This is a genomic window from Amycolatopsis sp. cmx-11-51, assembly GCF_047608665.1.
GTDB lineage: Bacteria > Actinomycetota > Actinomycetes > Mycobacteriales > Pseudonocardiaceae > Amycolatopsis.
Map to the genome: position 1 here is coordinate 183,211 of NZ_JADNQO010000009.1, position 24,579 is coordinate 207,789.

21 protein-coding genes and 2 tRNA genes are annotated in these 24,579 nt (G+C 67.9%); 12 read left to right on the plus strand and 11 right to left on the minus strand.

The annotated features are described in order from the left end of the window. Positions 1-75 precede the first annotated feature (75 nt). Positions 76-4,755, plus strand: coding sequence for a HAMP domain-containing protein (locus tag ACM6LU_RS27300; protein WP_414940617.1), 4,680 nt, complete (start codon positions 76-78; stop codon positions 4,753-4,755). A 214-nt stretch (positions 4,756-4,969) separates the two neighbouring features. Here ACM6LU_RS27300 and ACM6LU_RS27305 read toward each other — a convergent pair. Then, positions 4,970-5,043: transfer RNA gene (locus ACM6LU_RS27305), tRNA-Gly, on the minus strand. A gap of 84 nt (positions 5,044-5,127) precedes the next feature. On the opposite strand from ACM6LU_RS27305, the gene ACM6LU_RS27310 reads away from it, so the two are divergent. From ACM6LU_RS27310 to ACM6LU_RS27320, 3 genes are all read left to right on the plus strand, one after another. Further along, positions 5,128-5,204: transfer RNA gene (locus tag ACM6LU_RS27310), tRNA-Pro, on the plus strand. Positions 5,205-5,445: 241 nt separating this feature from the next. Further along, positions 5,446-5,886, plus strand: coding sequence for a GNAT family N-acetyltransferase (locus ACM6LU_RS27315; RefSeq protein WP_414940618.1), 441 nt, complete (start codon positions 5,446-5,448; stop codon positions 5,884-5,886). A 161-nt stretch (positions 5,887-6,047) separates the two neighbouring features. After that, positions 6,048-7,277, plus strand: coding sequence for an RNA polymerase sigma factor (locus ACM6LU_RS27320; protein ID WP_414940619.1), 1,230 nt, complete (start codon positions 6,048-6,050; stop codon positions 7,275-7,277). 172 nt (positions 7,278-7,449) lie between these two features. Here ACM6LU_RS27320 and ACM6LU_RS27325 read toward each other — a convergent pair whose 3' ends face one another. Together ACM6LU_RS27325 and ACM6LU_RS27330 are read right to left on the minus strand one after the other, a co-directional pair. Then, complete coding sequence (locus ACM6LU_RS27325) at positions 7,450-7,896, minus strand: nuclear transport factor 2 family protein (RefSeq protein WP_409495198.1); 447 nt, start codon at positions 7,894-7,896, stop codon at positions 7,450-7,452. A 3-nt stretch (positions 7,897-7,899) separates the two neighbouring features. Next, the gene (locus ACM6LU_RS27330; protein WP_414940620.1) at positions 7,900-8,775 is read right to left on the minus strand and encodes a TIGR03619 family F420-dependent LLM class oxidoreductase; all 876 of its coding nucleotides are present in this window, start codon (positions 8,773-8,775) and stop codon (positions 7,900-7,902) included. Between the two features lie 129 nt (positions 8,776-8,904). Between ACM6LU_RS27330 and ACM6LU_RS27335 the strand changes: the two genes are divergently transcribed. Beyond that, on the plus strand, positions 8,905-9,690 hold the full coding sequence (locus ACM6LU_RS27335; protein WP_414940621.1) for a hypothetical protein: 786 nt from the start codon (positions 8,905-8,907) through the stop codon (positions 9,688-9,690). A gap of 555 nt (positions 9,691-10,245) precedes the next feature. Here the strand turns inward: ACM6LU_RS27335 and ACM6LU_RS27340 are convergent. Further along, positions 10,246-11,055: an Fpg/Nei family DNA glycosylase gene (locus tag ACM6LU_RS27340; protein ID WP_414940622.1), complete on the minus strand. Its 810-nt coding sequence runs from the start codon at positions 11,053-11,055 to the stop codon at positions 10,246-10,248. A 1-nt stretch (position 11,056) separates the two neighbouring features. Beyond that, complete coding sequence (locus ACM6LU_RS27345) at positions 11,057-11,530, minus strand: ribose-5-phosphate isomerase (RefSeq protein WP_007034718.1); 474 nt, start codon at positions 11,528-11,530, stop codon at positions 11,057-11,059. A gap of 45 nt (positions 11,531-11,575) precedes the next feature. Between ACM6LU_RS27345 and ACM6LU_RS27350 the strand changes: the two genes are divergently transcribed. Further along, the gene (locus ACM6LU_RS27350) at positions 11,576-12,319 is read left to right on the plus strand and encodes a 2-phosphosulfolactate phosphatase (protein WP_414940623.1); all 744 of its coding nucleotides are present in this window, start codon (positions 11,576-11,578) and stop codon (positions 12,317-12,319) included. Next, positions 12,316-13,119 (plus strand): MBL fold metallo-hydrolase, encoded by an 804-nt coding sequence (locus tag ACM6LU_RS27355; RefSeq protein ID WP_414940624.1) that lies wholly within the window; start codon positions 12,316-12,318, stop codon positions 13,117-13,119. The genes ACM6LU_RS27350 and ACM6LU_RS27355 overlap by 4 nt, the downstream gene beginning before the upstream one ends. Here the strand turns inward: ACM6LU_RS27355 and ACM6LU_RS27360 are convergent. Continuing rightward, entirely contained in the window at positions 13,116-13,736 is a 621-nt protein-coding gene (locus ACM6LU_RS27360) for a disulfide bond formation protein DsbA (RefSeq protein ID WP_414940625.1), read from the minus strand. The two genes, ACM6LU_RS27355 and ACM6LU_RS27360, sit on opposite strands and share 4 nt — an antisense overlap. A gap of 167 nt (positions 13,737-13,903) precedes the next feature. Here ACM6LU_RS27360 and pepN point away from each other — a divergent pair, with 167 nt between their 5' ends. Continuing rightward, the gene (gene pepN / locus ACM6LU_RS27365) at positions 13,904-16,480 is read left to right on the plus strand and encodes an aminopeptidase N (protein WP_414940626.1); all 2,577 of its coding nucleotides are present in this window, start codon (positions 13,904-13,906) and stop codon (positions 16,478-16,480) included. A 133-nt stretch (positions 16,481-16,613) separates the two neighbouring features. Here the strand turns inward: pepN and ACM6LU_RS27370 are convergent, their stop codons facing one another. The 3 genes from ACM6LU_RS27370 to ACM6LU_RS27380 form a co-directional block, all read right to left on the minus strand. Then, the gene (locus tag ACM6LU_RS27370) at positions 16,614-17,096 is read right to left on the minus strand and encodes a DUF5130 family protein (RefSeq protein WP_414940627.1); all 483 of its coding nucleotides are present in this window, start codon (positions 17,094-17,096) and stop codon (positions 16,614-16,616) included. Beyond that, entirely contained in the window at positions 17,083-17,346 is a 264-nt protein-coding gene (locus ACM6LU_RS27375) for a hypothetical protein (protein ID WP_414940628.1), read from the minus strand. The genes ACM6LU_RS27370 and ACM6LU_RS27375 overlap by 14 nt, the downstream gene beginning before the upstream one ends. A 745-nt stretch (positions 17,347-18,091) precedes the next feature. Continuing rightward, positions 18,092-18,586, minus strand: coding sequence for an HNH endonuclease (locus ACM6LU_RS27380; RefSeq protein ID WP_414940629.1), 495 nt, complete (start codon positions 18,584-18,586; stop codon positions 18,092-18,094). A gap of 419 nt (positions 18,587-19,005) precedes the next feature. On the opposite strand from ACM6LU_RS27380, the gene ACM6LU_RS27385 reads away from it, so the two are divergent. From ACM6LU_RS27385 to ACM6LU_RS27395, 3 genes are read left to right on the plus strand one after another with little or no spacing between them, the layout of a single operon-like run. Next, a complete protein-coding gene (locus ACM6LU_RS27385) occupies positions 19,006-19,983 on the plus strand; it encodes a mechanosensitive ion channel family protein (protein WP_414940630.1) in 978 nt (325 codons plus the stop codon). A 20-nt stretch (positions 19,984-20,003) separates the two neighbouring features. After that, the gene (locus ACM6LU_RS27390) at positions 20,004-20,399 is read left to right on the plus strand and encodes a globin (RefSeq protein ID WP_101605936.1); all 396 of its coding nucleotides are present in this window, start codon (positions 20,004-20,006) and stop codon (positions 20,397-20,399) included. Beyond that, a complete protein-coding gene (locus ACM6LU_RS27395; RefSeq protein WP_414940631.1) occupies positions 20,399-21,952 on the plus strand; it encodes a glycoside hydrolase family 13 protein in 1,554 nt (517 codons plus the stop codon). The genes ACM6LU_RS27390 and ACM6LU_RS27395 overlap by 1 nt, the downstream gene beginning before the upstream one ends. Positions 21,953-22,038: 86 nt before the next feature. On the opposite strand, the gene ACM6LU_RS27400 is transcribed toward ACM6LU_RS27395, so the two are convergent. Continuing rightward, positions 22,039-23,490 (minus strand): LVIVD repeat-containing protein, encoded by a 1,452-nt coding sequence (locus tag ACM6LU_RS27400; RefSeq protein WP_414940632.1) that lies wholly within the window; start codon positions 23,488-23,490, stop codon positions 22,039-22,041. Positions 23,491-23,576: 86 nt separating this feature from the next. Between ACM6LU_RS27400 and ACM6LU_RS27405 the strand changes: the two genes are divergently transcribed. Further along, a complete protein-coding gene (locus tag ACM6LU_RS27405; protein WP_414940633.1) occupies positions 23,577-24,209 on the plus strand; it encodes a DUF305 domain-containing protein in 633 nt (210 codons plus the stop codon). Positions 24,210-24,284: 75 nt separating this feature from the next. On the opposite strand, the gene ACM6LU_RS27410 is transcribed toward ACM6LU_RS27405, so the two are convergent. Continuing rightward, positions 24,285-24,575 (minus strand): hypothetical protein, encoded by a 291-nt coding sequence (locus ACM6LU_RS27410; protein ID WP_414940634.1) that lies wholly within the window; start codon positions 24,573-24,575, stop codon positions 24,285-24,287. Between the last annotated feature and the right edge of the window lie 4 nt (positions 24,576-24,579).

A 24,579-nucleotide genomic window follows, 5' to 3' on the forward strand; every position in this document is an offset into this window, starting at 1 on the left:
GAAGTGTAGGTCGGATCATGGCACGCTGATGCGACGACCATGGCTTGGCATGCGTGGTGGAGAGGGTCGACACAGATGACACAGCACTCCCAAAGGGACCGGACCCCCGTGAAAGGTGGTGGCGCCCAGGTGGACGAAGCGACCCTGGAACGCCTGCTCTCGGCGGCCCGCGACCTCGGGGACGGCAACTTTCGGCGGCGGTTCGTAGCGCACGGCGACGGGCTCACGGCCCAGCTCGCCGTCGCCTTCAACGACATCGCCGAACGCAACCAGCGGCTGGTGAGCGAGCTCCTGCGCGTCCGCGAGGCGGTCGGCAAGGAAGGCAGGCTGACCGAGCGCGTCGCGGCCGAGATCGGCCCCGGCGGCTGGGCCACCGCGGTCGACGTGGTCAACGGGCTGATCGAGGACGTGAGCAGGCCGACGGCCGAGCTCAACCGGGTCCTCGGCGCGGTCGCCGAGGGCGACCTGTCGGAGTCGATGCCGCTGGAGGTCGGCGGGCGGCCGTTGCAGGGTCAGTTCGCCGAGGTGGCGAAGACGTTGAACGGCCTGATCAAACAGCTTTCCCGGTTCGCGACCGAGGTCACCAGAGTGGCCCGCGAGATCGCCACCGAAGGCCGTCTCGGCGGCCAGGCCGAGGTCCCGGGCGTGGCGGGCACCTGGCGTGACCTGACCGACAACGTCAACGTCATGGCCAGCAACCTGACCGACCAGGTCCGCAACATCGCCCAGGTGACCACCGCGGTGGCGCGGGGCGATCTGACCCAGAAGATCAACGTCGACGCGCGCGGCGAGATCCTGGAACTCAAGAACACCGTCAACATCATGGTCGACCAGCTCTCGGCCTTCGCCGACGAAGTCACCCGGGTCTCCCGTGAGGTGGGTAGCGAAGGCCGTCTCGGCGGCCAGGCGCAGGTCCCCGGCGCGGCGGGCACGTGGCGCGACCTCACCGACTCGGTGAACCTGATGGCGGACAACCTCACCGACCAGGTCCGCAACATCGCCCAGGTGGCGACGGCGGTGGCCGAGGGCGACCTGTCACAGAAGATCAACGTCGACGCGCGCGGCGAGATCCTCGAACTCAAGAACACGCTGAACACCATGGTCGACCAGCTGTCGGCCTTCGCCGACGAAGTCACGCGGGTCGCGCGCGAGGTGGGTAGCGAAGGGCGTCTCGGCGGCCAGGCGACGGTGCCGGGCGTCGCCGGGACCTGGCGCGGGCTCACCGACTCGGTGAACCAGATGGCCGACAACCTGACCGACCAGGTCCGCAACATCGCCCAGGTCACCACGGCAGTGGCGAAGGGCGACCTGACGCAGAAGATCACGGTCGACGCGCGCGGCGAGATCCTCGAACTGAAGACGACCGTCAACACGATGGTCGACCAGCTGTCGTCGTTCGCCGACGAAGTCACCCGGGTGGCGCGCGAGGTCGGCACGGAAGGTCAGCTCGGCGGCCAGGCGCAGGTGCCCGGTGTCGCCGGGACCTGGCGCGACCTCACCGGGTCGGTCAACTTCATGGCGAACAACCTCACCGCGCAGGTCCGCAACATCGCCCAGGTGGCGACGGCGGTGGCCAAGGGCGACCTGTCACAGAAGATCGCCGTCGACGCCAAGGGCGAGATCCTCGAACTCAAGAACACGCTGAACACCATGGTCGACCAGCTGTCGGCCTTCGCCGACGAAGTCACCCGCGTCGCCCGCGAGGTCGGCAGCGACGGACGGCTCGGCGGCCAGGCCACCGTGCCCGGCGTGGCCGGGACGTGGAAGGACCTGACCGACAACGTCAACTTCATGGCGAACAACCTGACCGACCAGGTGCGCAACATCGCCCAGGTCACCACCGCCGTCGCGAAGGGCGACCTGACGCAGAAGATCATCGTCGACGCGCGCGGCGAGATCCTGGAGCTCAAGAACACCGTCAACATCATGGTCGACCAGCTCTCGGCCTTCGCCGACGAAGTCACCCGGGTCTCCCGTGAGGTGGGTACCGAAGGCAAACTCGGCGGCCAGGCGCAGGTGCGCGGCGTCGCCGGGACCTGGAAGGACCTCACCGACAACGTCAACGTCATGGCCGACAACCTCACCGATCAGGTGCGGAGCATCGCCACGGTGACGACAGCGGTGGCGAACGGGGACCTGTCGAAGAAGATCGCGATCGACGCGCAGGGCGAGGTCGCCGTCCTCGCCGAGACGATCAACAGCATGGTCGAGACGCTGCGCGCGTTCGCCGACGAGGTCACGCGCGTCGCCCGCGAGGTGGGCACCGAAGGCATCCTCGGTGGTCAGGCCCGCGTCCCGAACGTGGCGGGCACGTGGAAGGCGTTGACGGACAACGTGAACGTCATGGCCGACAACCTGACCGGCCAGGTCCGCAGCATCGCGACCGTGACCACCGCGGTGGCGCAGGGCGATCTGTCGAAGAAGATCGACATCGACGCCCGCGGCGAGATCCTGGAACTCAAGACGACCATCAACACGATGGTCGACCAGCTGTCGTCGTTCGCTTCCGAGGTCACGCGTGTCGCGCGCGAGGTGGGCACGGACGGCACGCTCGGCGGGCAGGCGGAGGTGCCCGGCGTCGCCGGCACGTGGTCGCGGCTGACCGAGGGTGTGAACCAGCTGGCCGGGAACCTGACCACCCAGGTGCGGGCGATCGCGCAGGTGGCCACCGCGGTGACCGCGGGCGACCTGACCCGGCACATCACCGTCGACGCGTCCGGGGAGGTGGCCGAGCTCAAGGACAACATCAACCAGATGATCGCGAACCTGAAGGAGACCACCCGCGCCAACCGCGAACAGGACTGGCTCAAGACCAACCTGGCCCGGCTGTCCGCGCTCATGCAGGGGCACCGCGATCTCGCTTCGGTGGCTTCGCTGATTCTGTCCGAGCTGACGCCGCTGGTGTCCGCGCAGCAGGGCGCGTTCTTCCTCGCCCGCGAGGACGAGCAAGAGGAAACGGTCCTGGAAAGCATCGCCACCTACGGGCTGGCGAAATCCCAAGCGGGGCTTCGCTTCTCCCCCGGCGAGTCGCTCATCGGCCAGGCAGCCGTCGACCGCCGCACGATACTGGTCCACGAAGCGCCGCCGGAGTACGCGCTCATCTCGTCGGGCCTCGGCTCGGCCGCGCCGGTGAACGTGATCGTGCTGCCGGTGCTGTTCCAGGGCGAGGTGCTCGGCGTGCTGGAACTGGCGACGATCAACGCGTTCAGCACCGTCCACATCGATCTGCTGGAGCAGCTGAAGGAGACCATCGCGGTCAACGTCAGCACCATCCAGTCGAACTCGCGCACCGAGGCGCTGCTGACCGAATCCCAGCGCCTGGCACAGGAACTGCGCGCGCGGTCCGAGCAGTTGCAGGCGCAGCAACGAGAACTGCGCCGGTCCAACACGGATCTCGCGGAGAAGGCGGCGCTGCTGGCGCAGCAGAACCGCGACATCGAGGTCAAGAACAGCGAGATCGAGCAGGCGCGGCAGGAACTCGAAGAGCGCGCCGGGCAGCTGACCATGGCGTCGCAGTACAAATCCGAGTTCATGGCGAATATGTCGCACGAGCTGCGGACCCCGCTCAACAGTGCGCTGATCCTCGCGAAACTGCTTTCGGAGAACCCGGACGGGAACCTGTCGGAGAAGCAGATCCAGTTCGCGCGGACGATCTACTCGGCGGGCAGCGACCTGCAACAGCTGATCAACGACATCCTCGACATGGCCAAGGTCGAGGCCGGGCATCTCGATCTCCAGATGTCCGACGTCACGCTGCCCGAAGTGGTCGAGTACGTCGAATCGATCTGCCGTCCGCTCACCTCGGACAAGGGCCTGGAGTTCGCCGTCCTGATCGACCCACCGGTGCCGTCGTCGATCCACACCGACGAACATCGCTTGCAGCAGGTGCTGCGGAACCTGCTGTCGAACGCGGCGAAGTTCACCGACGAGGGCGGCGTGCGCCTGCACATCCGGATGGCCGACGCGGGTGAAGTGGAAGCCGAATCACTACGGCAGGCCCCCGGCGTCCTCGCGTTCGCCGTCGAGGACACGGGGATCGGCATCGCGCCGGACAAACTCGCGATCATCTTCGACGCGTTCCGCCAGGCCGACGGCACCACCAGCCGTAAGTACGGCGGCACCGGGCTGGGCCTGTCGATCAGCCAGCAGCTGACGGAATTGCTCGGCGGCGAACTGCGCGTCCGCAGCGAACCCGGCAAGGGCAGCACGTTCACCCTGTACCTGCCGGTCAGCGCGTCGAACTTGATCGTCCCGACCGCGGCGGCAGGCGGTGTCCCGCTGATCATGGCCGTGCCGCGGGTGGCCCCTCCCGCGCCCTCACAGCGGTTCCACGGCGAGAAGATCCTGATCGTCGACGACGACCTGCGCAACGTCTTCGCGCTGGCCGCCGTCCTGGAGCGCAACGGCCTGGAAGTCATCTACGCCGAGACCGGTGTCGCGGGCATCCGGGCCCTGGAACGGCACGAGGACACCGCACTGGTCCTGATGGACGTGATGATGCCCGAACTGGACGGCAACGCCACGATCACCGCGATCCGGGCCGAGGCCGCACACGAAGACCTGCCCGTGATCGCTGTCACAGCGAAGGCGACCGCGGAGGACAAGGCGCGGACGCTGGCTTCGGGGGCGGACGACTACGTGACCAAGCCTGTCGACACCGACAAGCTGCTGGACCTGATCGCTGTGCACCTCGAGGCCGACGCCGCCTCCAGCGGCCTCTCGCAGGCCGTGTCGCCCTCGGAGGCCGGTGACTGAAGTCCGAAGTACGTGGCGCCCGGGTATCGGTCGGGTGGGCGTGGCCGGTGTCCGGAGGGGTGTGTGGAAATAGGGACGTTGAGTGTCCCTATTTCCATACACCCCCGTATTCTGACCGGCGCGGGTCGGCAGCACCGTCCTGAAGCCCACTCCAGCTCGCTCCGGAAACGAAAGAACCCGCAGGCCAGAAGCCTGCGGGTCTCCTTCGAAGCGGTGGAGCGGGTGACGGGAATCGAACCCGCGTAGCTAGTTTGGAAGACTAGGGCTCTACCATTGAGCTACACCCGCGTGCCCCCGGAGTACCGGGTGCGAAAGCAGCTTAGCGTGACCCGCTAGGCTGTGTGTACACCCCCCGGGAAGATCGGGGAGTCACGGGATGTGGCGCAGCTTGGTAGCGCATCCGCTTTGGGAGCGGAGGGTCGCAGGTTCAAATCCTGTCATCCCGACCATAGGTCTTTGACCTGCGATTGTACCTCTTATTTGGGCCGGAAGACTCGGCCCGGAAGCTAGTGCGGCACTCAGCGACACTCCGCTTTGCGGATTTTCGCCTGCCGCCTCGCACCCTCCAGCCCGCTCGGAGTTTGCCGTCGCGACCGAATAGGACAGAGCCGCTCAGCGCTTCGGCGAAGTCCTGAGCCGCACGAGCCCCGACGCTGGTCGGCCACCGCGCATCCGGGCAGGATGAAGATCATGGAGATCCGCCCCGCCCGCACCACCGACGCTCCCGCCGTGACCGCGCTGCTCGCCGAGCTGGGCTACCCGGACAACAGCGAGGCCGGCGTGCGCCGCCGCCTCGAGCGTTGGTCCCGTCATCCCGAAGGTGCCGCGTTCGTCGCCGAATCGGACGGCACGGTGGTCGGTGTGGTCGCGGTGGTCGCGATCCCTTTTCTCGAGAAGGAAGGCTCCGGAGGACGGATCGTGGCCTTGGTGGTGGACGGGGCCCAGCGCGGCGCGGGGATCGGACGTGAGCTGGTCGCCGCGGCCGAAGCGGAGGCGCTGCGCTTGGGCTGCAACACCATGGAGGTCACCAGTTCCCGCCACCGGACCGGCGCGCACGCCTTCTACCGGGCGCGGGGATACCAGGATCGCTGCGAAGACAGCGCCCGGTTCGTGCGACGGCTGAACGTCTGACCAGCTCCCGCATGAGGGGAGCGCTAGGCCCACCCAGTATTACGCCGTCGACAACTACGACGACCTGCCCCGCCGCCTGCCCCCGCGTTTCGTCCTCTAGTTGCGGTCCTTGCGCGTGCAACTACCGCAACTAGAGGACGAATTGCGGTAAGACTGGCGGCGTGAAAGACGATCGTCAGGTGGAAGCACTCTTGAGGGAGCTGGCCCCACAGGTCATCGGGTTGCTGGTGCGCAGGCACGGGCAGTTCGACGCTTGCGAGGACGCCGTCCAGGAAGCGCTCCTCTCGGCCTCGCAACAGTGGCCGGAGCAAGGCATCCCGGACAGTCCGAAGTCCTGGCTCGCGACGGTCGCGTCACGGCGCCTTGTCGACGAGTGGCGCAGCGAGAGCGCCCGCCGCCGTCGCGAAGAGAACTCCGCGGTGATGGACCTGGCCGGTCCGGGCGAAGCGTCCACAGTGTCCTCATCGGACGACACGCTCACCGTGCTCTTCCTGTGCTGCCACCCTTCCCTGTCCGCGTCGTCACAACTCGCGCTGACGCTGCGCGCGGTCGGCGGCCTGACCACCGGCGAGATCGCGACCGCTTTCCTGGTCCCGGAATCGACGCTGGCCCAGCGGATCAGCCGTGCGAAACAGACCATCAGGAAGGCGGGCGCGGAGTTCGTCCTGCCGCCGTCCGCCGAACTCGCCGAACGGCTCCGCGTCGTCCTCCACGTGCTGTACCTGATCTTCAACGAGGGCTACACGACCAGCGGCGGCCCCGACCTGCACCGCGCCGATCTGACCGCCGAGGCGATCCGGCTGACCAGGTTGCTCCGGCGGCTCATGCCCGACGAGGACGAGGTCACCGGGCTGCTCGCACTCATGCTGCTGACCGACGCCCGCCGCGCCGCCCGTGCCGGTGAGGACGGCTCGCTCATCCCCCTCGCCGACCAGGACCGCTCGCTCTGGAACGCGGAAGTCATCGCCGAAGGGGTCTCGCTGGTGAGCGCGGCGCTGGAAGCGGGCCCGGTCGGGCCGTACCAGGTGCAGGCCGCGATCGCCGCCGTCCACGACGAGGCGGCCACCGCGGCAGGCACCGACTGGTCACAGATCCTCGCACTCTACGACGTCCTCGAGAAGGTCTCGCCCGGCCCGATCGTCACGCTCAACCGTGCCGTCGCGGTCGCCGAGGTCAACGGCCCGGCGGCGGGCCTCGAACTGCTCGCCACCCTCGACGACGACGGCCGGATGAGCCAGACACACCGCCTCGATTCCGTCCGCGGGCATCTGCTGGAACTGGCCGGAGACACCGGCGCCGCACGCGAGGCCTACCTCCGGGCCGCCGGTAAGACCGCAAGCGAACCCGAAAAGCAGTACCTGTCCCGGCGCGCGGAGCGGCTCACCGAATGACGCGGCAGACGATGGTGCCGTGCCGCTGATCTTCCCGACGGTCATCCGGGTCGCCTTCGACCACACGTCTTTCAAGTCGTACGACGGCGCCCCGCCGTGGCCCAGCGCCGACGCGGTGGTGCTGATCGTCGTGGCCGAAGTGTTCTTTACGAAGAGCGGTCAAGCCCGTATGTCACTCATCGGCTTTCCTGGCGGTGGCCATGGCGCGCTCGGTCTCCCAGAACGCCCGCATCGACACGATCAGCCCGTCCTCGCGCACCCGGTAGACGAACACGCCGTCGGTGTCGACGCGATAACCCCCTGGCAGGTACGTCGTGATCGTCCCGACGTTCGCGACCTCGTCACCGGCCGCGTGGGAATCGCGGATGGTGAACTGGAAGCGCTCGACGTTCGCGATCGTCTTGTCCCAGAAGGCACTGATCCCGTCTTGCCCGTGGTGCCCCTTGCCCTCCTCGTCGAACATGGACGGGCCGATCGGGTCCTCGACGACGGCGTCCCCGGCGAAGAGTTCGAGCCAGGCGGCCTTGTCGCCGGCGGTCACGGCGGTCATCGAGCGGAACGCGGCCTGGCGCGCGGGCGGCTGTGTGGCGGCCGGATCCCAGCAGACGTCGACACCCATGGCTCAGTCTCCGATCTTAGCGATGATCTCGTCGCCGAACTTCTTGATGGAATGGAGTTTCGGGCCGACTTCGGCGTCGAAACCGAGGCCGTCGAACACCCACGGCATGGTGATGACGTCGGTGACGCCGAGGTCGCCCTGCTCGCGGTAGCCGTCGAGACCGAACTTGTCGATGCAGACGGCCTGGTACTCGAAGGGGTCTTCGGCGCGGCCCTGTTCGGCCAGCAGCCCGCGCAGCTTCGCGATCGTTTCGCGGAGGTCGTCGAACCTCATCATCGCCGACGACCAGCCGTCGGCGACCCTGGCGGCCCGGCGCAGCGCGACGTCGGTGTGGCCGCCGATGTAGAACGGCACGCGCGACGGCGGCGTCGGGCTCATCTGGAGCTTGTCGAAGTCAAAGAACTCGCCGTGAAACTCGACCATCCCGCCGTCGAGGATCAGCCGCAGCACCTCGATGGCCTCGTCCACGCGCTTGCCGCGCTTCTCGTACGGGGCGCCGCACCAGCGGAACTCCTCCGGCGACCAGCCGACGCCGAGCCCGAGGCCGAAGCGGCCGCCGGTCAGCGCCGCGACCGAGTTGACCTGGCGTGCCAGCAGGACCGGATTGCGGGAGCCGAGTTTGAGCACAGAGGTGTAGAACGTGAGCCGTTCGGTGACCGCGCCCATCGAGGCGGCCGCGACCAGCGGATCGGCCCACGGCGTCTCCTCGGTCCAGAACCGGCTGCCGTCCGGTGTGTACGGATAGTCGGCCGAGACGGTTTCGGAATAGAACAGGGAATCCGGGAGCGCGATCGAGGAGAACCCCGCCTCTTCGGCGGCACGGGCGAGCTCGCCCAGCTGATCGAGTGGATTCATCGCGATCGACAGGGTGAACTTCATGAGGGCGAACTATAACGTGTTCTAGTTTGGCCCGCCAGTGTGCGCGGTGACCGAGAGCACTGGCGGGAACCGCCGGCGCACCGGCCGCGTTGACCAGGCAAAAGGCCGAACGATTCCTGGAGTGAACCCATGGGCACCGCGATCTTCCTGATCGTGCTCCTCGTCGTGGTGGTCGGCGGCGGCATCTACTTCGCGAAATCCCAGGCGGCGGCCAAGAAGCGCCAGCTGGACGACGCGAAAGCCGACGCACGGCGCCTCGTCGAGCGACTCGGCGGTCAGGTCATGAACATCACCGGCACGGACATCGCCTCCCAGCAGGCGATGGCGGACGCGTCCGAACGCTTCACCGCGGCAGGCTCCCAGATGGAGCAGGCGCAGACCATCGAGCAGGCCCGGCTCGTGCGCGAGACGGCCATCGAAGGCCTCTACTACGTCCGCGCGGCCCGGCTCGCGATGGGCATGGACCCCGGTCCGGAGCTGCCCGGCAGCGAGGAGCGCGACCGTGCCGGCAAGGTCACCGAACACCGCTCTGTCGACGTCGAGGGCGAGCACTACGAGGCTTCGCCGGACCCGAGCCAGCGGACGCCGCACTACTACCCCGGTGGCCGTGTGGCCGGCCGTCCGGTGCCGCAGGGCTGGTACAGCGAGCCGTGGTGGAAGCCCGCGCTCGTCGCCGGTGCCTGGGGTCTCGGTTCGATGCTGCTGTTCAGCGCGATGTTCTCCGGTATGGCAGGGATCGCGAGCGCGTCGGCCTGGGAGTCGGGCCACGACGCGGGCCAGGGAGACGCCGGGGCGGCCGACGGCGGCGGTGACGCGGGTGGCGACGCCGGTGGAGACACGGGCGGGGACGCCGGTGGGTTCGACGGTGGCGGGTTCGATGGCGGCGGCTTCGACGGTGGCGGGTTCGACTTCTAAGCCCTGAGAGATGAGAAGAACGGGACTTCATTGCAAATTTTGCAATGAAAGTCCCGTTCATAGCAGGCCTTCTTCCTGTGTCGTTCGGTGTCGGCCGGGTTCGGCTGCCGGTCGGGTCAAGTCCGTGAAGGACTCCTTAAGGGACTCTGGGGCCCTCGAAGTTCCCCTCACCCGGCCCGGAACGCCACCCCTGGCCACAGCCACCCCACCAGCCACAACAACGGTGCGAGAAAGACCCCTTCCCCACTCTCAAGGCAGGGATGGAGGCCTTCGAACCCCCGCCAGTCGGGAGCCCCGGGTCAAGTCCGTGAAGGACTCCCTAAGGGACTCTGGGTCCCTCGAAGTTCCCCTCACCGACCCGGGGCGCGTCCCAGCATCACCAGCGCCCCCACCAAGTGAATGAAGGCCCCTTTGCTTGCGCCTGGCGCAAGCAAAGGGGGCTTCATGTACTTCAGGCGGGCAAAGAGCCGGTCACCTTGTCGCGCAGAGTCCGCGAACCAGGCGTGGGGCCCACCCACAGCCTCGATGCTATGAACGGCCCCGTTCCCAGCATCCTCAGGCTGGCTGACAGGTGGGGCACCAAAACAGGTTCCGCGCGGCCAGGTCGCTGCGCAGCACCGGCGTCCCGCACACCAGACACGGCTCCCCGGCCCGGCGGTACACGTAGACCTCACCCCCGTGCCGGTCCTGCCGCGGCGCGCGGCCGGTCGCCTTGGGCAGGTGCTCGGGCGCGACCGTGTCGATCCGTCCCACCCGGACACCGTGCCGCATGAGCGTCACGAGATCCGCCCACATGTCGTCCCACAGCCCGCGATCGAGCGCACGGCCCGGGAGGAGCGGGGCGACGCCGTGCCGGAACAGCACCTCGGCGCGGTACACGTTGCCGACGCCCGCCAGTACGGACTGGTCCATCAGCAAAGCCGCGATGGACGTCTTGGACCGCGTGATCCGCTCCCACGCCTTGTCCGGCTTCGCGTCCCGGCGCAGTGGGTCCGGCCCCAGCCGGGCCTTGATCGCGTCGACGCGCGGTGCGTCCAGGAGTTCGCATTGGTTCGGTCCGCGCAGGTCGGCGGAATGCGTCGGGCCGACCAGGCGCATCCGCACCTGACCGACCGGTTCGGCCACCGGCAGCGGCTCGTCGGAGAACGTGCCGTACAGGCCGAGGTGGATATGCACTGTCCCGTGTGGACCGTAGTCGTGGAACAGGTGTTTCCCGTACGCCTCGGCCTTCACCAGTACCCTGCCGTCCAAACGGGACGCTTCGGTGCCGAAGCGTCCCTGCGGGCTGCTCACTTCGACAGGGTGGCAGGCGAAACGGCGTTTGTGCAGACGTGCCAGTCGATGGAGCGTGTGCCCCTCGGGCATGTCAGTGCTCGGGCAGCGGCGGCGGCCAGCCGGTGTTCTCGTAGTCCAGGATCTGCTGGACGCGGCGGCCGTGGCGCTCGTCCGGGCTCGGCGGGGTCGCGAGGAACGCCTCGACGATCTCGGTGGCCTCTTCGGTGGTGTGCATCCGCGCGCCGACGCCGATCAGCTGGGCGTGGTTGTGCTCGCGGGTGAGCTTCGCGGTCTCGACGCTCCACGCGAGGCCGGCGCGAGCACCCTTGACCTTGTTGGCCGCGATCTGCTCGCCGTTGCCGGAACCGCCGACGACGATGCCGAGGCTGCCCTCGTCCGCGACGACCCGGCGGGCCGCCTCGATGCAGAAGGCGGGGTAGTCGTCCGCCGCGTCGTAGACGAAGGGACCGACGTCCTCGACGTCGTGGCCCTGTTCCTTGAGGTGGGCCACGAGGTGGTTCTTCAGTTCGAAACCGGCATGGTCAGAGCCAAGGTAGACACGCACAGCGCGAAGTCTGCCATCACAAGGCTTCTCGGGCATGCTCTGGGGGTGGACATCTGGGGCCAGCGCGGATCCGACATCAGACTCGAATGGGGACCCGAAGGCGTCTGCGTCCTCGGCGGAGACTGCGCCGTTCTGATCATCGTCGACGTACTTTCCTTCTGCACCACAACGGATCTAGTCCTCGGCAACGGCGGACGGGTGCTGCCCGTCCGCTGGCGCGACCATCGCGGTGAACAAGCCGCGAAAGAGCGAAGCGCCATCCTCACGGGTGAAAACGAGTGGACCTTGCGACCTTCGTCTGTGATCGAGATCCCTTCCGGCACGCTCCTCGCGCTCCCCTCCCCCAACGGCGCCACGCTCTGCGACGCCGCCGCCACGACCGGCGCCGAAGTCCTGGCGGGCTGCCTGCGCAACGCCTCCGCCGTCGCCGCCCACGCGGCCGGACTCGCGGACGGCAGGCCGATCGGCGTCATCCCGGCCGGGGAACGCTGGGGCATCGACATGCACACCGAGACCAAGACCTTCGGACCGCTGCGGCCCTGCGTCGAAGACCACCTCGGCGCGGGCGCGATCGTGGCCGCGCCGAGCGACTACGGCCGGCTGTCCGCCGAAGCCCGTCTCGCGGCCATCGCAGCGAAAGTGACCGACGTCGGCGAAGCACTGGCAGAGTGCTCCTCAGGGCGTGAGCTCGCTGCGGCCGGACACGGGAACGACGTGACCCTCGCCGCACGGCTCGACACGAGCAGCACGGTTCCGGTGCTGCGCAAGGGAATACTGGAGGATTCGTGACTTGGCTCGAACTCGCGGACGGCGTGTACGCCCGCCGTCACGAGGAGCTGGACCTGACCGTCGGCCTGGTCGTCGGCACTGACCGCTGCCTGGTCGTCGACGTCCGCGGCGACGTCGAGCAGGGCGCCGAACTCGCCGCGGCGGTGCGGGAGATCACGCCGCTGCCGTGGTCGGTCGTCTACACCCACGCGCATTTCGATCACGCCTTCGGCACGACGGCGTTCCTGCCCTGTGACGTCTGGGCACACGAAGGGTGCCTGGCCGAGCTGACCACCTACGGTGAGGGCGCGCGGCGCAAGTGGATCGCGTACTACCTAGCCCAAAACCGCCCCGAAATGGCGGAGGCGCTGGAACGCACCGAACTCACCATGCCGGATCGTCCGGTCGTCGACACCGCCGAGATCGACCTCGGCGGCCGCGTTGTCGTGCTGCGCTTCCTCGGCCGCGCTCACACCGATCACGATTTGTTCGTGCACGTACCTGACGCCGGGATCATCTACGCGGGCGACGCCGTCGAGAACGCCGAAGCGGGCTTCAGCGCGTTCTCCTTCACCGAGGACAGCTCCCTTACGGAGTGGGTCGGCGTGATGGACGCGATCCTCGCGCTGGAACCCAAGGTCATCGTGGCCGGACACGGAGACCCGGTCGACATCGCCTTCATCGAGAAACACCGTGAGGGGTTGCGGGAACTCGTCGCGCTCAAGACACAGATCGCCTCGGGCGACCTCACGACGGACGAAGCCGTCGCGAGGTCCTCCTACCCCGGCGATGTCACCAAGGCCGCACTCGCGACCCCTTAGTCGAAGTTGAGATCCCCGGTCCGGGTGCGCTTCAGCTCGAAGAAGTCCGGGTAGCTCGCCAGCGCGCGGGCGCCATCGAAGACCTTGACGGCGTCCTCGCCGCGCGGGATCGAGCTGAGGACCGGGCCGAAGAAGGCGACGCCGTCGATGTGGATGGTCGGGGTGCCGACGTCCATTCCGACCGGATTCATACCTTCGTAGTGACTCTTTTTCAGCGCCTCGTCGTACTCGGTCGACTCCGCGGCGCCTGCCAGCTCGGCCGGGGCGCCGATGGCCTCGAGGGTCTCCGTGATGACCTTCGGAATGTCCTTGTCACCCTGGTTGTGATGGCGGGTGCCGAACTCCGTGTAGAAGTCGCGCAGGGCCTCCTCGCCGTTCTTCTGTGCCAGCGCGGTCGCGACACGGACCGGTCCCCAGCCACGGTCGAGAAGCTCCTTGTACTGCTCAGGAAGGTCTTCACGGCCGCTGTTGAGCTCGGACAGGCTCATGATCCGGAACCTCAGGTCGAGGTCGCGGTGCTTCGCCACTTCGAGGATCCAGCGCGAGCTGATCCAGGCGAAGGGGCAGATCGGATCGAAGTAGAAGTCGACCTTGGTCGTCTCGGACGGGGCGGTCATCAAGTTCTCCCGGTGCCATCGTCTTGGGGTGGGCCGGTAGCCACAGAGTGCTACACAGCGGCCAACATCGGGGCCATCGGCGTTGTTCCCGTCGTCAGCACCGGCCTCCGCATGATTGGATGCCTGTAGTTGGAAACCAAAACCGATACCGATGACCAGAGGTGCCAGTGCCCGCCCCCAACCTGACCCGAGACCAAGCCAAGCTGCGCGCGGACCTGCTCGACGTCGAGTCCTACGACATCGCGCTCGACCTGACCGACGGCCGCGGCGGTCCCGGTGAGAAGACCTTCACGTCGAAGACGAAGATCAAGTTCGCGAGCGCCAGAAGCGGCGAAGCGTCGTGGATCGACATCGTCGCCGAGGGGATCGAGTCGGCCGTCCTCAACGGGGCGGACCTCGACGTCAGCGGGTACGTCGAGGACAAGGGCGTCGAGCTCCCTGGCCTCGCCGAGTCGAACGAACTCGTCGTGGACGCGGTCTGCCGGTACATGAACACCGGCGAAGGCCTGCACCGGTTCGTCGACCCGGTCGACGACGGCGTCTACCTCTACACCCAGTTCGAGACCGCCGACGCCAAGCGCATGTTCGCCTGCTTCGACCAGCCTGACCTCAAGTCGGTCTACCGGCTCACCGTGATCGCGCCGAAGGACTGGAAGGTCATTTCGAACGCGCTGGTGGAGTCGGCCGACGAGACCCCGGAAGGGGCCGTTCGCACCGTCTTCGCCGTCTCCGAGCGGATCTCGACCTACCTGGTCGCGCTGATCGCGGGCCCGTACAGCGAGTGGCGCGACGAGCACTCCGACGAGCTTGGCACGATCCCGCTCGGCATCTACTGCCGCTCCTCGCTCGCCGAGCACATGGACGCGGACAAGCTGTTCACCGAGACCAAGCAGGGTTTCGCCTTCTACCACGAGAAGTTCGCGACCCCGTACCCGTTCTCCAAGTACGACCAGCTGTTCGTGCCCGAGTTCAACGCGGGCGCGATGGAGAACGCCGGTGCCGTCACCTTCCTGGAGGACTACGTCTTCCGGAGCCGCGTCACGCGCTACGCCTACGAGCGCCGCGCCGAGACGCTGCTGCACGAGATGGCGCACATGTGGTTCGGCGACCTGGTCACCATGCGCTGGTGGGACGACCTGTGGCTGAACGAGTCGTTCGCGACCTTCGCGAGCGTGCTGGCCCAGGCCGAGGCCACCGAGTACAAGAACGCGTGGACCAGCTTCGCGAACATCGAAAAGTCGTGGGCGTACCGGCAGGACCAGCTGCCCTCGACGCACCCGATCGCCGCCGACATCGTCGACCTGCACGCGGTCGAGGTGAACTTCGACGGCATCACCTACGCCAAGGGCGCGAGTGTCCTGAAGCAGCTCGTCGCCTACGTCGGGCTCGACCACTTCCTCGAAGGCCTGAAGGTCTACTTCGGCAAGCACGCCTGGGGCAACGCGACCCTCGCGGACCTGCTGGGCGCACTGGAAGAGGCGTCCGGCCGCGACCTGTCGTGGTGGAGCGCGCAGTGGCTGGAGACCACCGGTCTCAACTCGCTGAGCCCGCGCTACGAGATCGGCGCCGATGGCGCGTACACCGCCTTCGCCGTCACCCAGACCGGTGCCAAGCCGGGCGCCGGTGAGCTGCGTACGCACCGCGTCGCGGTCGGTGTCTACGACGAGGACGAGAACGGCAAGATCGTCCGCAAGCACCGCGTCGAACTCGACGTCGACGGCGAGCGCACCGAGGTGCCGGAGCTGGTCGGTCTCCCCGCGGGCAAGCTCGTGCTGGTCAACGACGACGACCTGACCTACTGCACGATGCGGCTCGACCCGGCGTCGCTGACCACGCTGATCGACCGCATCGCCGACATCACCGACCCGCTCCCCCGCACGCTGTGCTGGTCGGCGGCGTGGGAGATGACGCGCGAGGCCGAGCTCAAGGCCCGCGACTTCGTCACGCTGGTCCAGCGCGGCGTGCACACCGAGACCGAGGTCGGTGTGGTGCAGCGGCTGCTGCTGCAGGCGCAGACGGCGCTGAACTCGTACGCGAACAAGGCGTGGGCGGCGGACAAGGGCTGGCCGGAGTTCAGCTCGCGGCTGCTGGAGCTGGCGCAGGGCGCGGAGGCCGGTTCGGACCACCAGCTCGCCTTCGTGAATTCGCTCGCGGGTTGCGTGCTCGACGAGAAGACGCTGCAGATCATCGCGGGCTGGCTCGACGGCACGGCGCCTTTGGCGGGCCTGACCGTCGACACCGACCTGCGCTGGCGGCTGCTGCAGGCACTGGTCGCGCATGGCAAGGCGGAGAACCCCGAGATCGACGCGGAACTCGCCAAGGACGACACCGCCGCCGGACGGCGTCAGGCGGAGCGCTCACGGGCGCTGCGGCCGACCGACGAGGCGAAGGCCGACGCGTGGGAGCGGGCGGTGTACGACGACGAGCTGCCCAACGCGGTCAGCGACTCGCTCATCACCGGCTTCTCCCACCCGGGCCAGAAGCACCTGCTCGGCGACTACGTGACGCGCTACTTCGACGTCATCGACGAGGTGTGGCAGCGGCGCTCCAGCGAGCGGGCCCAGCCGACCGTGGTCGGGCTGTACCCGTCTTGGGCGGTCGAAGCGCCGACCGTCGAGGCGTCGGACGTGTGGCTGGCCGGGGAAGACCACCCCGCCGCGCTGCGCCGTCTCGTGTCGGAAGGCCGGGCCGGGATCGTGCGGGCGCTGGCCGCCCGTGAGTTCGACTCGCAGGCCGGGGTCTAGAACGAGCTGAAGGGGCCCTTCACCGCATGTGATGCGGCGAAGGGCCCCTTCCTTACTCCATCCATGCCCCCGCCACCACCCTCAACGGAGGCGCTCCGCGCCCACGCCTGGACTTATGCGGGGAAAGTCCCCTTCAGCCCCTGGGGCTGCCGGCCTGGTCGCTCAGCATCCGCAGGGCGTTCACGAGGCCGCCGACGAGGTCGCCTTCCTTGAAGGAGGCCACCATGCTGGCCACGGCGAGCTTCGCGCCGCGGTCGGGCAGGCGGTGCCGGGCCTGCGAACCCGTCACGATCTCGATGGCGCGCTGGCCGGGTGACACGGCGACGACCACGGAGTCGGCCGGGGCGTCGGTCGAGGCCAGGAGGCCTTCGGCGGTCGCGCGGGTGTCTTCGCCGAGCTCGCCGAGGTACACACTGAAGTCGAGGCCGGTTTCGCGGCTGGCCAGCGTCAGTGCCTCGTCCAGCCGGGCAAGCTGCTGGATCGTGAATGGACTGATCGGCCCAGCCGGTTCGTACATCTTGGCGGCGGAAACCCGGCCGCTCGAGGTAACGGCGGCGCCGTAACCGGGCTCTTCGTCAACAGCGGTGGACGAATGGGTCAGTTCACCAGTTGCCACGAGCGCCTCCCGTCACCGTAGTTCCGTCCGACGCGCCGACGGCGGTCGCGCCGCCCACGTTCGCGTGCGAATGCCTGGCGCCGACACCGTCGGGGTTGGCGCTCCACCACATGGCCGGGTACTCCCACGGCTGCCCCGGCCGGTACCGGGCGACGCCCGCGCCCTTCGACCGCAGCGTGGCCACCCCGCAAATCGCGTAGATGGCCAAGGGGATCACCGCGAAGACCAGGATCGTCTCGACAAGGTTCACGCGCGTGAGCGTATCCGATACCGAAGGGCCGCACCCGGTCGCACGGGCGTGCGGCCCGGCACGTACCACTCGTCGTCCGGAGGGGGCCGTCCGCCGCTTGCCGCGAAAGCGCTCCCACATTGGGCCGAAGCCCTCAAGGCCGAAAGGTTGCAACTCAACGTACGGGCGGCCGCACCCGGCGCTGTCGTCTTGTAGCGACCTTGAAATCCTCGTAGCTTTTTCACCTGTACGGGCCTTGCGCCCAGCTCTCTCACCCCAGCAGGTAACGCACCGGTCGCAGGAGGACATGTCATGCAGAGCACCCAGACACCCGGCCAGGCGATCATCGACACCATTTCGTCACTCTTCGAAACTGGATTCATCCCCGGAACGCGTGTGACGGCGGGCACACGGGTTACGCGCGGTACTCGTGTCACTCGCGGTACGCGGGTCACCGCCGGAACCCGGGTCACCCGTGGCACCCGCGTGACACGGGGCACGCGGGTCACCGCCGGAACTCGCGTCACCCGTGGCACGCGCGTCACTCGCGGCACCGCCGGCACTCGTGTCACCAGCGGAACCCGGGTCACTCGTGGCACCCGCGTCACCCGTGGCACGCGCGTCACCTGCCAGAGCGACTTCTCCCTGGCCGCCTGAGCAGGAGCAAGACCGGCGTACCTGTAGCGGTGCAGAGCTTCACCACGGCATCATCGGCTCGCCCCGGCCGCCGAAAGGCAGCCGGGGCGCCGACGTGTTCAGGACAGGGTCAAGCCGCGGTTCCCAGGTACGGCCGCCACAACGGGTCGGCCTCCTTGGAATGGGCGAGCAGCCGCCAGTGCGGCCCGTGCGGGGCCCTCGGCACGACGCGCAGGCGCCAGCCGATCTCGGAGAGCAGCTTGTCCGCCTTCCGATGGTTGCACTTGGCGCAGCAGGCCACGCAGTTCGTCCAGCCGTGGGGACCGCCACGGCTGCGCGGGATGACGTGGTCGATCGTCTCGGCCCGCCCTCCGCAGTAGGCGCAGCGGTACCGGTCGCGATGCATGAGCCCGGCCCGGGTCAGCGGCACCTGCGCGCGGTAAGGCACGCGTACGTAGGTGCTCAGCCGGATCACCGAGGGCACAGGCAGCGAGACCGAAGCGGCGTGCAGTTCGTGCCCCGCGGGGTCGCCGTGCACCACCTCTGCCTTGCCGCACATCACGAGGACCACCGCGCGCCGCAACGGCAGCGCCGTGAGCGGCTCGAACGTGGCGTTCAACAGCAATACCCGTCTGCGACCCCAGGACGACGCCGTAGTCGTAGTGGGTGCCGCCGAAGTCGACGGATCCCGCCCTCTACGCTGTCCGGGCGGGCGGGCAACACCCCCTGGTCGCGTTCCCGGCCCTGCCGGCGGGGCCCCGTGCGAGGGGGCACCTCCCGGATGGGCGCGCAGCACGACCTCCGGCGCCTGTCCGGCCAAGGCTTGGCTCGGGACGCCGAGGGGGATGGGTTGTCGGTCTGGCACTCGACCACCTCCACCGGTGCAGGCATAGTCGACCACAGATCAGCCCCAAAGTGCACGTGTGTTACTGGACGTGTCACATGCGCGCGACCCGGCGGCCATCCGAAATCGGGTATTTCGAATCCCGCCGAGCCGAACAGCGCGACCGAACCCCGCCGAGCACGAAAGGACATTTCTTCTTCGTGAACCTGCTGCCTACCGAACCCCCGGCTTGCACACGAGAAGTCGGCAGCCTGTGCTACCAGGTGTTCCAGGTCACAAAAAACGAATGGCTCTCCGCGTCGGCGGGCTGGGTGCTGACGAAGCCGATCAGGATCCTGATGATCATGGCCGTGGCGTTCCTGCTGCGGTACCTGGTCTGGCGCGTGATCAACCGCGTGACGCGGATGCCGAGCGGCTCCAAGAAACTGCCCGCCCTGTTGAGACCGCTGCGGGAGAAAGCTCCCGAGGTGCTCGGGTCGGCGGTGATGGAACGACGCCGTCAGCGCGCCGCCACGATCGGCTCGGTGCTCAAGTCGATGGCGACGTTACTGATCTACGGCATCGCGTTCATCCTCGTGCTGGGTGAATTGGGCATCAACCTGGCGCCGATCATCGCCTCCTTCAGCATCGTCGGTGTCGCGCTCGGTTTCGGCGCGCAGAATCTCGTCAAGGACTTCCTCTCCGGCATCTTCATGATGATCGAGGACCAGTACGGCGTCGGCGACGTCGTCGACGTCGGTGAGGCCTCCGGCACCGTCGAGGCCGTCGGCCTGCGGATCACCACCCTGCGTGACATCAACGGTACCGTCTGGTACGTCCGCAACGGTGAGGTGCTGCGGGTCGGCAACTCGAGCCAGGGCTTCGCCGTGGCCGTCGTCGACGTCCCGCTCAGCTACTCCGCCGACGTCGAGAAGGCCACCGCGCTGATGGCCGCGAAGTCGAAGTCACTCCTGGAGAACGAGGTGCTGGCACCCAACGTGCTGGAGCCGCCCGAGATGCTCGGTGTGGAGACCGTGACACCGGAGGGCATCAAGGTCCGCCTGACCGTGAAGGTCCGGCCTGGCAAGCAGTGGGCGGTACAGCGCGCGCTGCGGGCGCACCTGCTCGCCGCGCTCGACGAAGCGGGATTCGAACCACCTCTGGGGCGCTTTATGTCGTCCGGCCCCGCGGCCCAGTAGGACAAGGGCAGAATGGAGCTGTGTCCGTGAGCGAACCAGACCCCACGACCTTGTACGAGGCGATCGGCGGTGAACCGGTGTTCACCCGGATCGTCGCGCGGTTCTACGCCGAGGTGGCGGTCGACGAAGTGCTTCGGCCGCTGTACCCCGAGGAGGACCTCGGCCCGGCCGAGGAGCGCTTCCGGCTGTTCCTCATGCAGTACTGGGGCGGCCCGCACACCTACTCGGATCAGCGCGGCCACCCTCGGCTGCGGATGCGGCACGGTCCGTTCAAGATCGGCCCGATCGAACGCGACGCCTGGCTGCGCTGCATCAAGATCGCGGTCGACGAGGAGAACATCGAGGAGCCCTACCGCGGGCAGCTGTGGGCGTACCTGGAGATGGCCGCCAACAGCATGATGAACAGTTTCGTGTGATGGAGCGCGGCGTGACTTGGTGGGACCAGGCGGTCTTCTACCAGGTCTACGTGCGCTCGTTCGCCGATTCCGACGGGGACGGCGTCGGTGACCTCGAAGGCATCCGAGGCAAGCTCGGGTACCTGGAGCTGCTCGGGGTCGACGCGCTGTGGCTGACGCCGTTCTACCGCTCGCCCATGGCCGACCACGGGTACGACATCGCCGACCCGCGCGACGTCGACCCGATGTTCGGCACCCTCGGCGACTTCGACGTGCTGCTGACCGAGGCGCACAAACGCGGCATCAAGGTCACCATCGACGTCGTCCCCAACCACACCAGCAACACCCACGCCTGGTTCAAATCGGCGATGGCGGCGCCGCCGGGTAGCCCGGAACGGGACCGCTACATCTTCCGTGACGGGCTCGGCCCGCGCGGCGAGCGGCCGCCGAACAACTGGGTCAGCGCGTTCGGCGGGCCGGCGTGGACCCGGATCCCGGACGGCCAGTGGTACCTGCACCTGTTCTCGCCGCGGCAACCGGATCTGAACTGGGCCAACCACGAGGTCGCCGCCGATCTGGAGCGCACCCTGCGGTTCTGGCTGGACCACGGGGTGGACGGTTTCCGCGTCGACGTCGCGCACGGCATGGCGAAACCGCCGGGCCTGCCGGACATGGACCCGAGGGTGAACCCGATCGGGCCGAGCGAGTTCTACGACCCGCGGTTCGACAACGACCGCGTCCACGAGATCCACCAGATGATCCGCAAGGTGCTCGACGAGTACCCGGACGCGATGGCCGTCGGCGAGATCTGGTTGACCGACGAGGAACGGCTCGCGCGCTATCTGCGGCCGGACGAACTGCACCTGGCGTTCAACTTCCGGCTCGTGCTCACGCATTTCGACGCGGACGCGTTGCGGACCGCCATCGAGCGTTCCTTGGCGGTGCCGAAGTCGGCCGGGGCCCCTGCCACCTGGACGCTGAGCAACCACGACGTCTGGCGGCAGGTCAGCCGGTACGGCGACGGTGAACGAGGCGTGCGGCGGGCGCGGGCGATGGCGCTCGTCGAACTCGCGCTGCCAGGGACGATCTATCTGTACAACGGTGAGGAACTGGGACTCGGCAACGTCGACCTCCCGCCCGACGCGCTCGCGGACCCGCGCGCCAAGATCTCCGGCGCCGAATTCGGCCGGGACGCGTCGCGTGTGCCGATACCGTGGGAAGGCGACCGGCCGCCGTTCGGCTTCTCGCGGAATCCGCGGACGTGGCTGCCCATGCCCGCTTCGTGGGCGTCGGTGACCGTGGAAGCTCAGCTGGAGGATCCCGCGTCGACGCTGTCGCTGTACCGGCGGGCGATCGAGACCCGTAAGTCGCACAGGGCTTTCAGCGGCGAAGACCTCGAGTGGTACGGCGCCCCGGCCGGGTGTTTCGCGTTCCGGCGGCGAGGCGGCGGGCTGATCTGCGCACTGAACACGTCGGCGAGCCCGATCGCGCTGCCGCCGGGTGAGGTGCTGCTGTCGAGCGTGCCGCTGGTGGACGGGAAACTGCCGCCGGACGCGGCTGTCTGGCTGGTCTGAGCGCCCGGCCCCGGATGTGATGAACGGACCTTTCATCACAGGATGTGTGATGAAAGGTCCGTTCATTTCACAGGTGGATCAGTGGATCAGTTGGAGCCCGGGTGCAGCTTGTACTGCGTCTGGGCGTTGAACTGGTTCTGCCGGACGAGCTTCGCCGGGAAGGTCCGCCAGTCGTTGAGGTCCAGGACGTCCAGGCCCTTCACGATGTCGGACGAGAAGATGTAGCCGTTGTACCAGTACGCCGACCAGGTTCCACCGCCGACGAGCTTCTCGTTCGAGAGCGGGCCCCGCTCCCAGTACGCGATCTCCTTCGGCTTCTTCGAGTCGGTGAAGTCCCACACCGAGACACCGCCCTGGTACCAGGACTGGACCATGATGTCCTTGCCCGGCACCGGAACCAGCGAACCGTTGTGCGCCACGCAGTTCTCGGTCTCGGACTGGAGACGCGGGATCTTGTAGTAGCTGCGGAACTCCAGCTTGCGGTTGTCGCCGCGGCCGGTGATCTCGTAGATGCCGTTGGCGCCGCGGGTGGGGCCGAACTTCTCCAGGCAGGTCGCCATGCCGCCGCCGCCGAGCTCGTCGGTGAAAACGACCTTGGTGGCGTCGTTGTTGAAGGTGGCGCTGTGCCAGAACGCGAAGTTCACGTTGTCCTGGACACGGTTGATGACCCGCGGCTTGAGCCGGTCGGAGATGTCGATCAGGACGCCGTCACCCATGCAGGCACCGGCCATGAGGTCCTTCTCCGGCAGCGCCGTCAGGTCGTGGCAGCCGGTGGTCGCCGACCGGCGGGTGCCGTCGGGGTTGGGGCCGCCGGGGTTGCCGCCGTCGATCGGGAACAGCACCGGGGTCGCGACGAGTGAAGCCGTCGCCGGATCCTTCACCGGGACCTTGATGATCGACAGCTTGTCGTGCGGCGGCTGGCAGTCGGGCAGGTTCGCCGCCGGCGCGTACGACGAGACGTAGATGTACACGTCCTTGCCGCGCTTGTCCGGCACCAGGGTGTTGGTGTGCGAACCACAGTCGGTCTCGACCGCCGCGACGTACTTCGGCGCGGCGAGGTTCGAGATGTCGAAGATCTTGATGCCCTCCCACGCCGTCTTGTCCGACGCGGGCTTCGCGACGCTGTTGCACGAGTCGTCGCTGCGCGAGGCGTCGGTCGACAGGAAGAGCAGGTCACCGGAGATCGACACGTCGTTCTGCCCGCCGGGGCAGAGGACCTGGCTGACGATCTTCGGGCGGTAGGGGTTGCGGACGTCGAAGACGTTGAAGCCGTCGTACGTGCCGATGATCGCGTGACCCTTGGTGAACGCGATGTCGGTACCGGTCGAGTCCTCGGTGAACGGTCCCTGCTGCGGAATGTTCGCGATCGACCGGAGATTCGGGCTGTGGACGATCTCGTCCACCCCCGGAATCGTGGTCGCCGACGGCTCCGCGACGACGGCCGGCGCGGCGAGCGCACTGGAGGCCCCGAGGGCGGCGACCGCTGCCGCCGATACGAGGACCCTGGTCAAGCGGCGTTTCAGCCCAGGCTGCAGCACGATATGGCTCTCCTTCCACCCAGCTTTACGCGGACCTTATTACTTATTTAGGCTCAGCAGATACCGACCAACGGAGGAATTCCGGGATGAGAAAAAGTTTGACATCGGCACTGCTCGCTGCCGCTTTCGCCGTCTCTGGCTGCTCCGCCGACGAACTTCCCGCCTCACCGGCCCAGAGCGCACCGGTGATCGTCCCCGGGAAGCCGGGTGAGCAGGCGGGCACCGGCACCCCTGGCCCGGTGAATCGCGATAAGGCGGGCGAGGCCGACGTCGAGTACATGACGATGATGATCCCCCACCACCAGCAGGCGAAGGTGATGACCGACCTGGTGCCGGCCAAGACGGCGAACGAGCAGATCCGGGCGATCGCGGGCCGGATCTCGGTCGCGCAGGACGGCGAAGTCGCGATGATGAAGACGTGGCTGGCCGACCGCGGCAAGCCTGTGCCCGGCGAGGGCCACGGCGGCCATCACGATCACGCGCTGATGCCGGGAATGGCGACCGACGCCCAGCTGGCGGATCTGCGCGCGGCGAGCGGTGTGGCGTTCGAGAAGCTGTTCCTCGACCTGATGATCGCGCACCACACGGGCGCGCTGACCATGGCCGAGACCCAGCTCGGCAAGGGGGTGGAGATCAAGGCGCAGGAAATGGCGCAGGAGGTGATCACCGGCCAGTCCGCCGAGATCGAGCGCATGAAGACGATGCGCGCAAAGCTCTGACCCCTCCGCAATTAGTCCTCTAGTTGCGGTAGTTGGCAGCACGAACTACCGCAACTAGAGGACTAATTGCGGGGGTCAGGCGTCGCCGGAGGCGCCCATGTCTCCGTAGCCGGGATCGCCGGAGTCGTCGAGGGTGCCCGAGACGATCCAGGTCGCCAGCGCGGCGGCCTGGACGTAGGGCGCCGCCTTCGCCGCGGTCCGTCCGGCAGCTTTGGCGCGGCCCCACTTCTCCGGGCGTTCGGCGCGTTCCGGTGCCTCCTCACCAGGCGGCCGCTCGGTCCGCCACGGGGTCTCCTCCTGCCTGACCTCGGCGAGGAAGTCCGCGGTCGGGTCCTCCCCGTCCTTACCGGCGTCCTTGTCGCTCATGGGG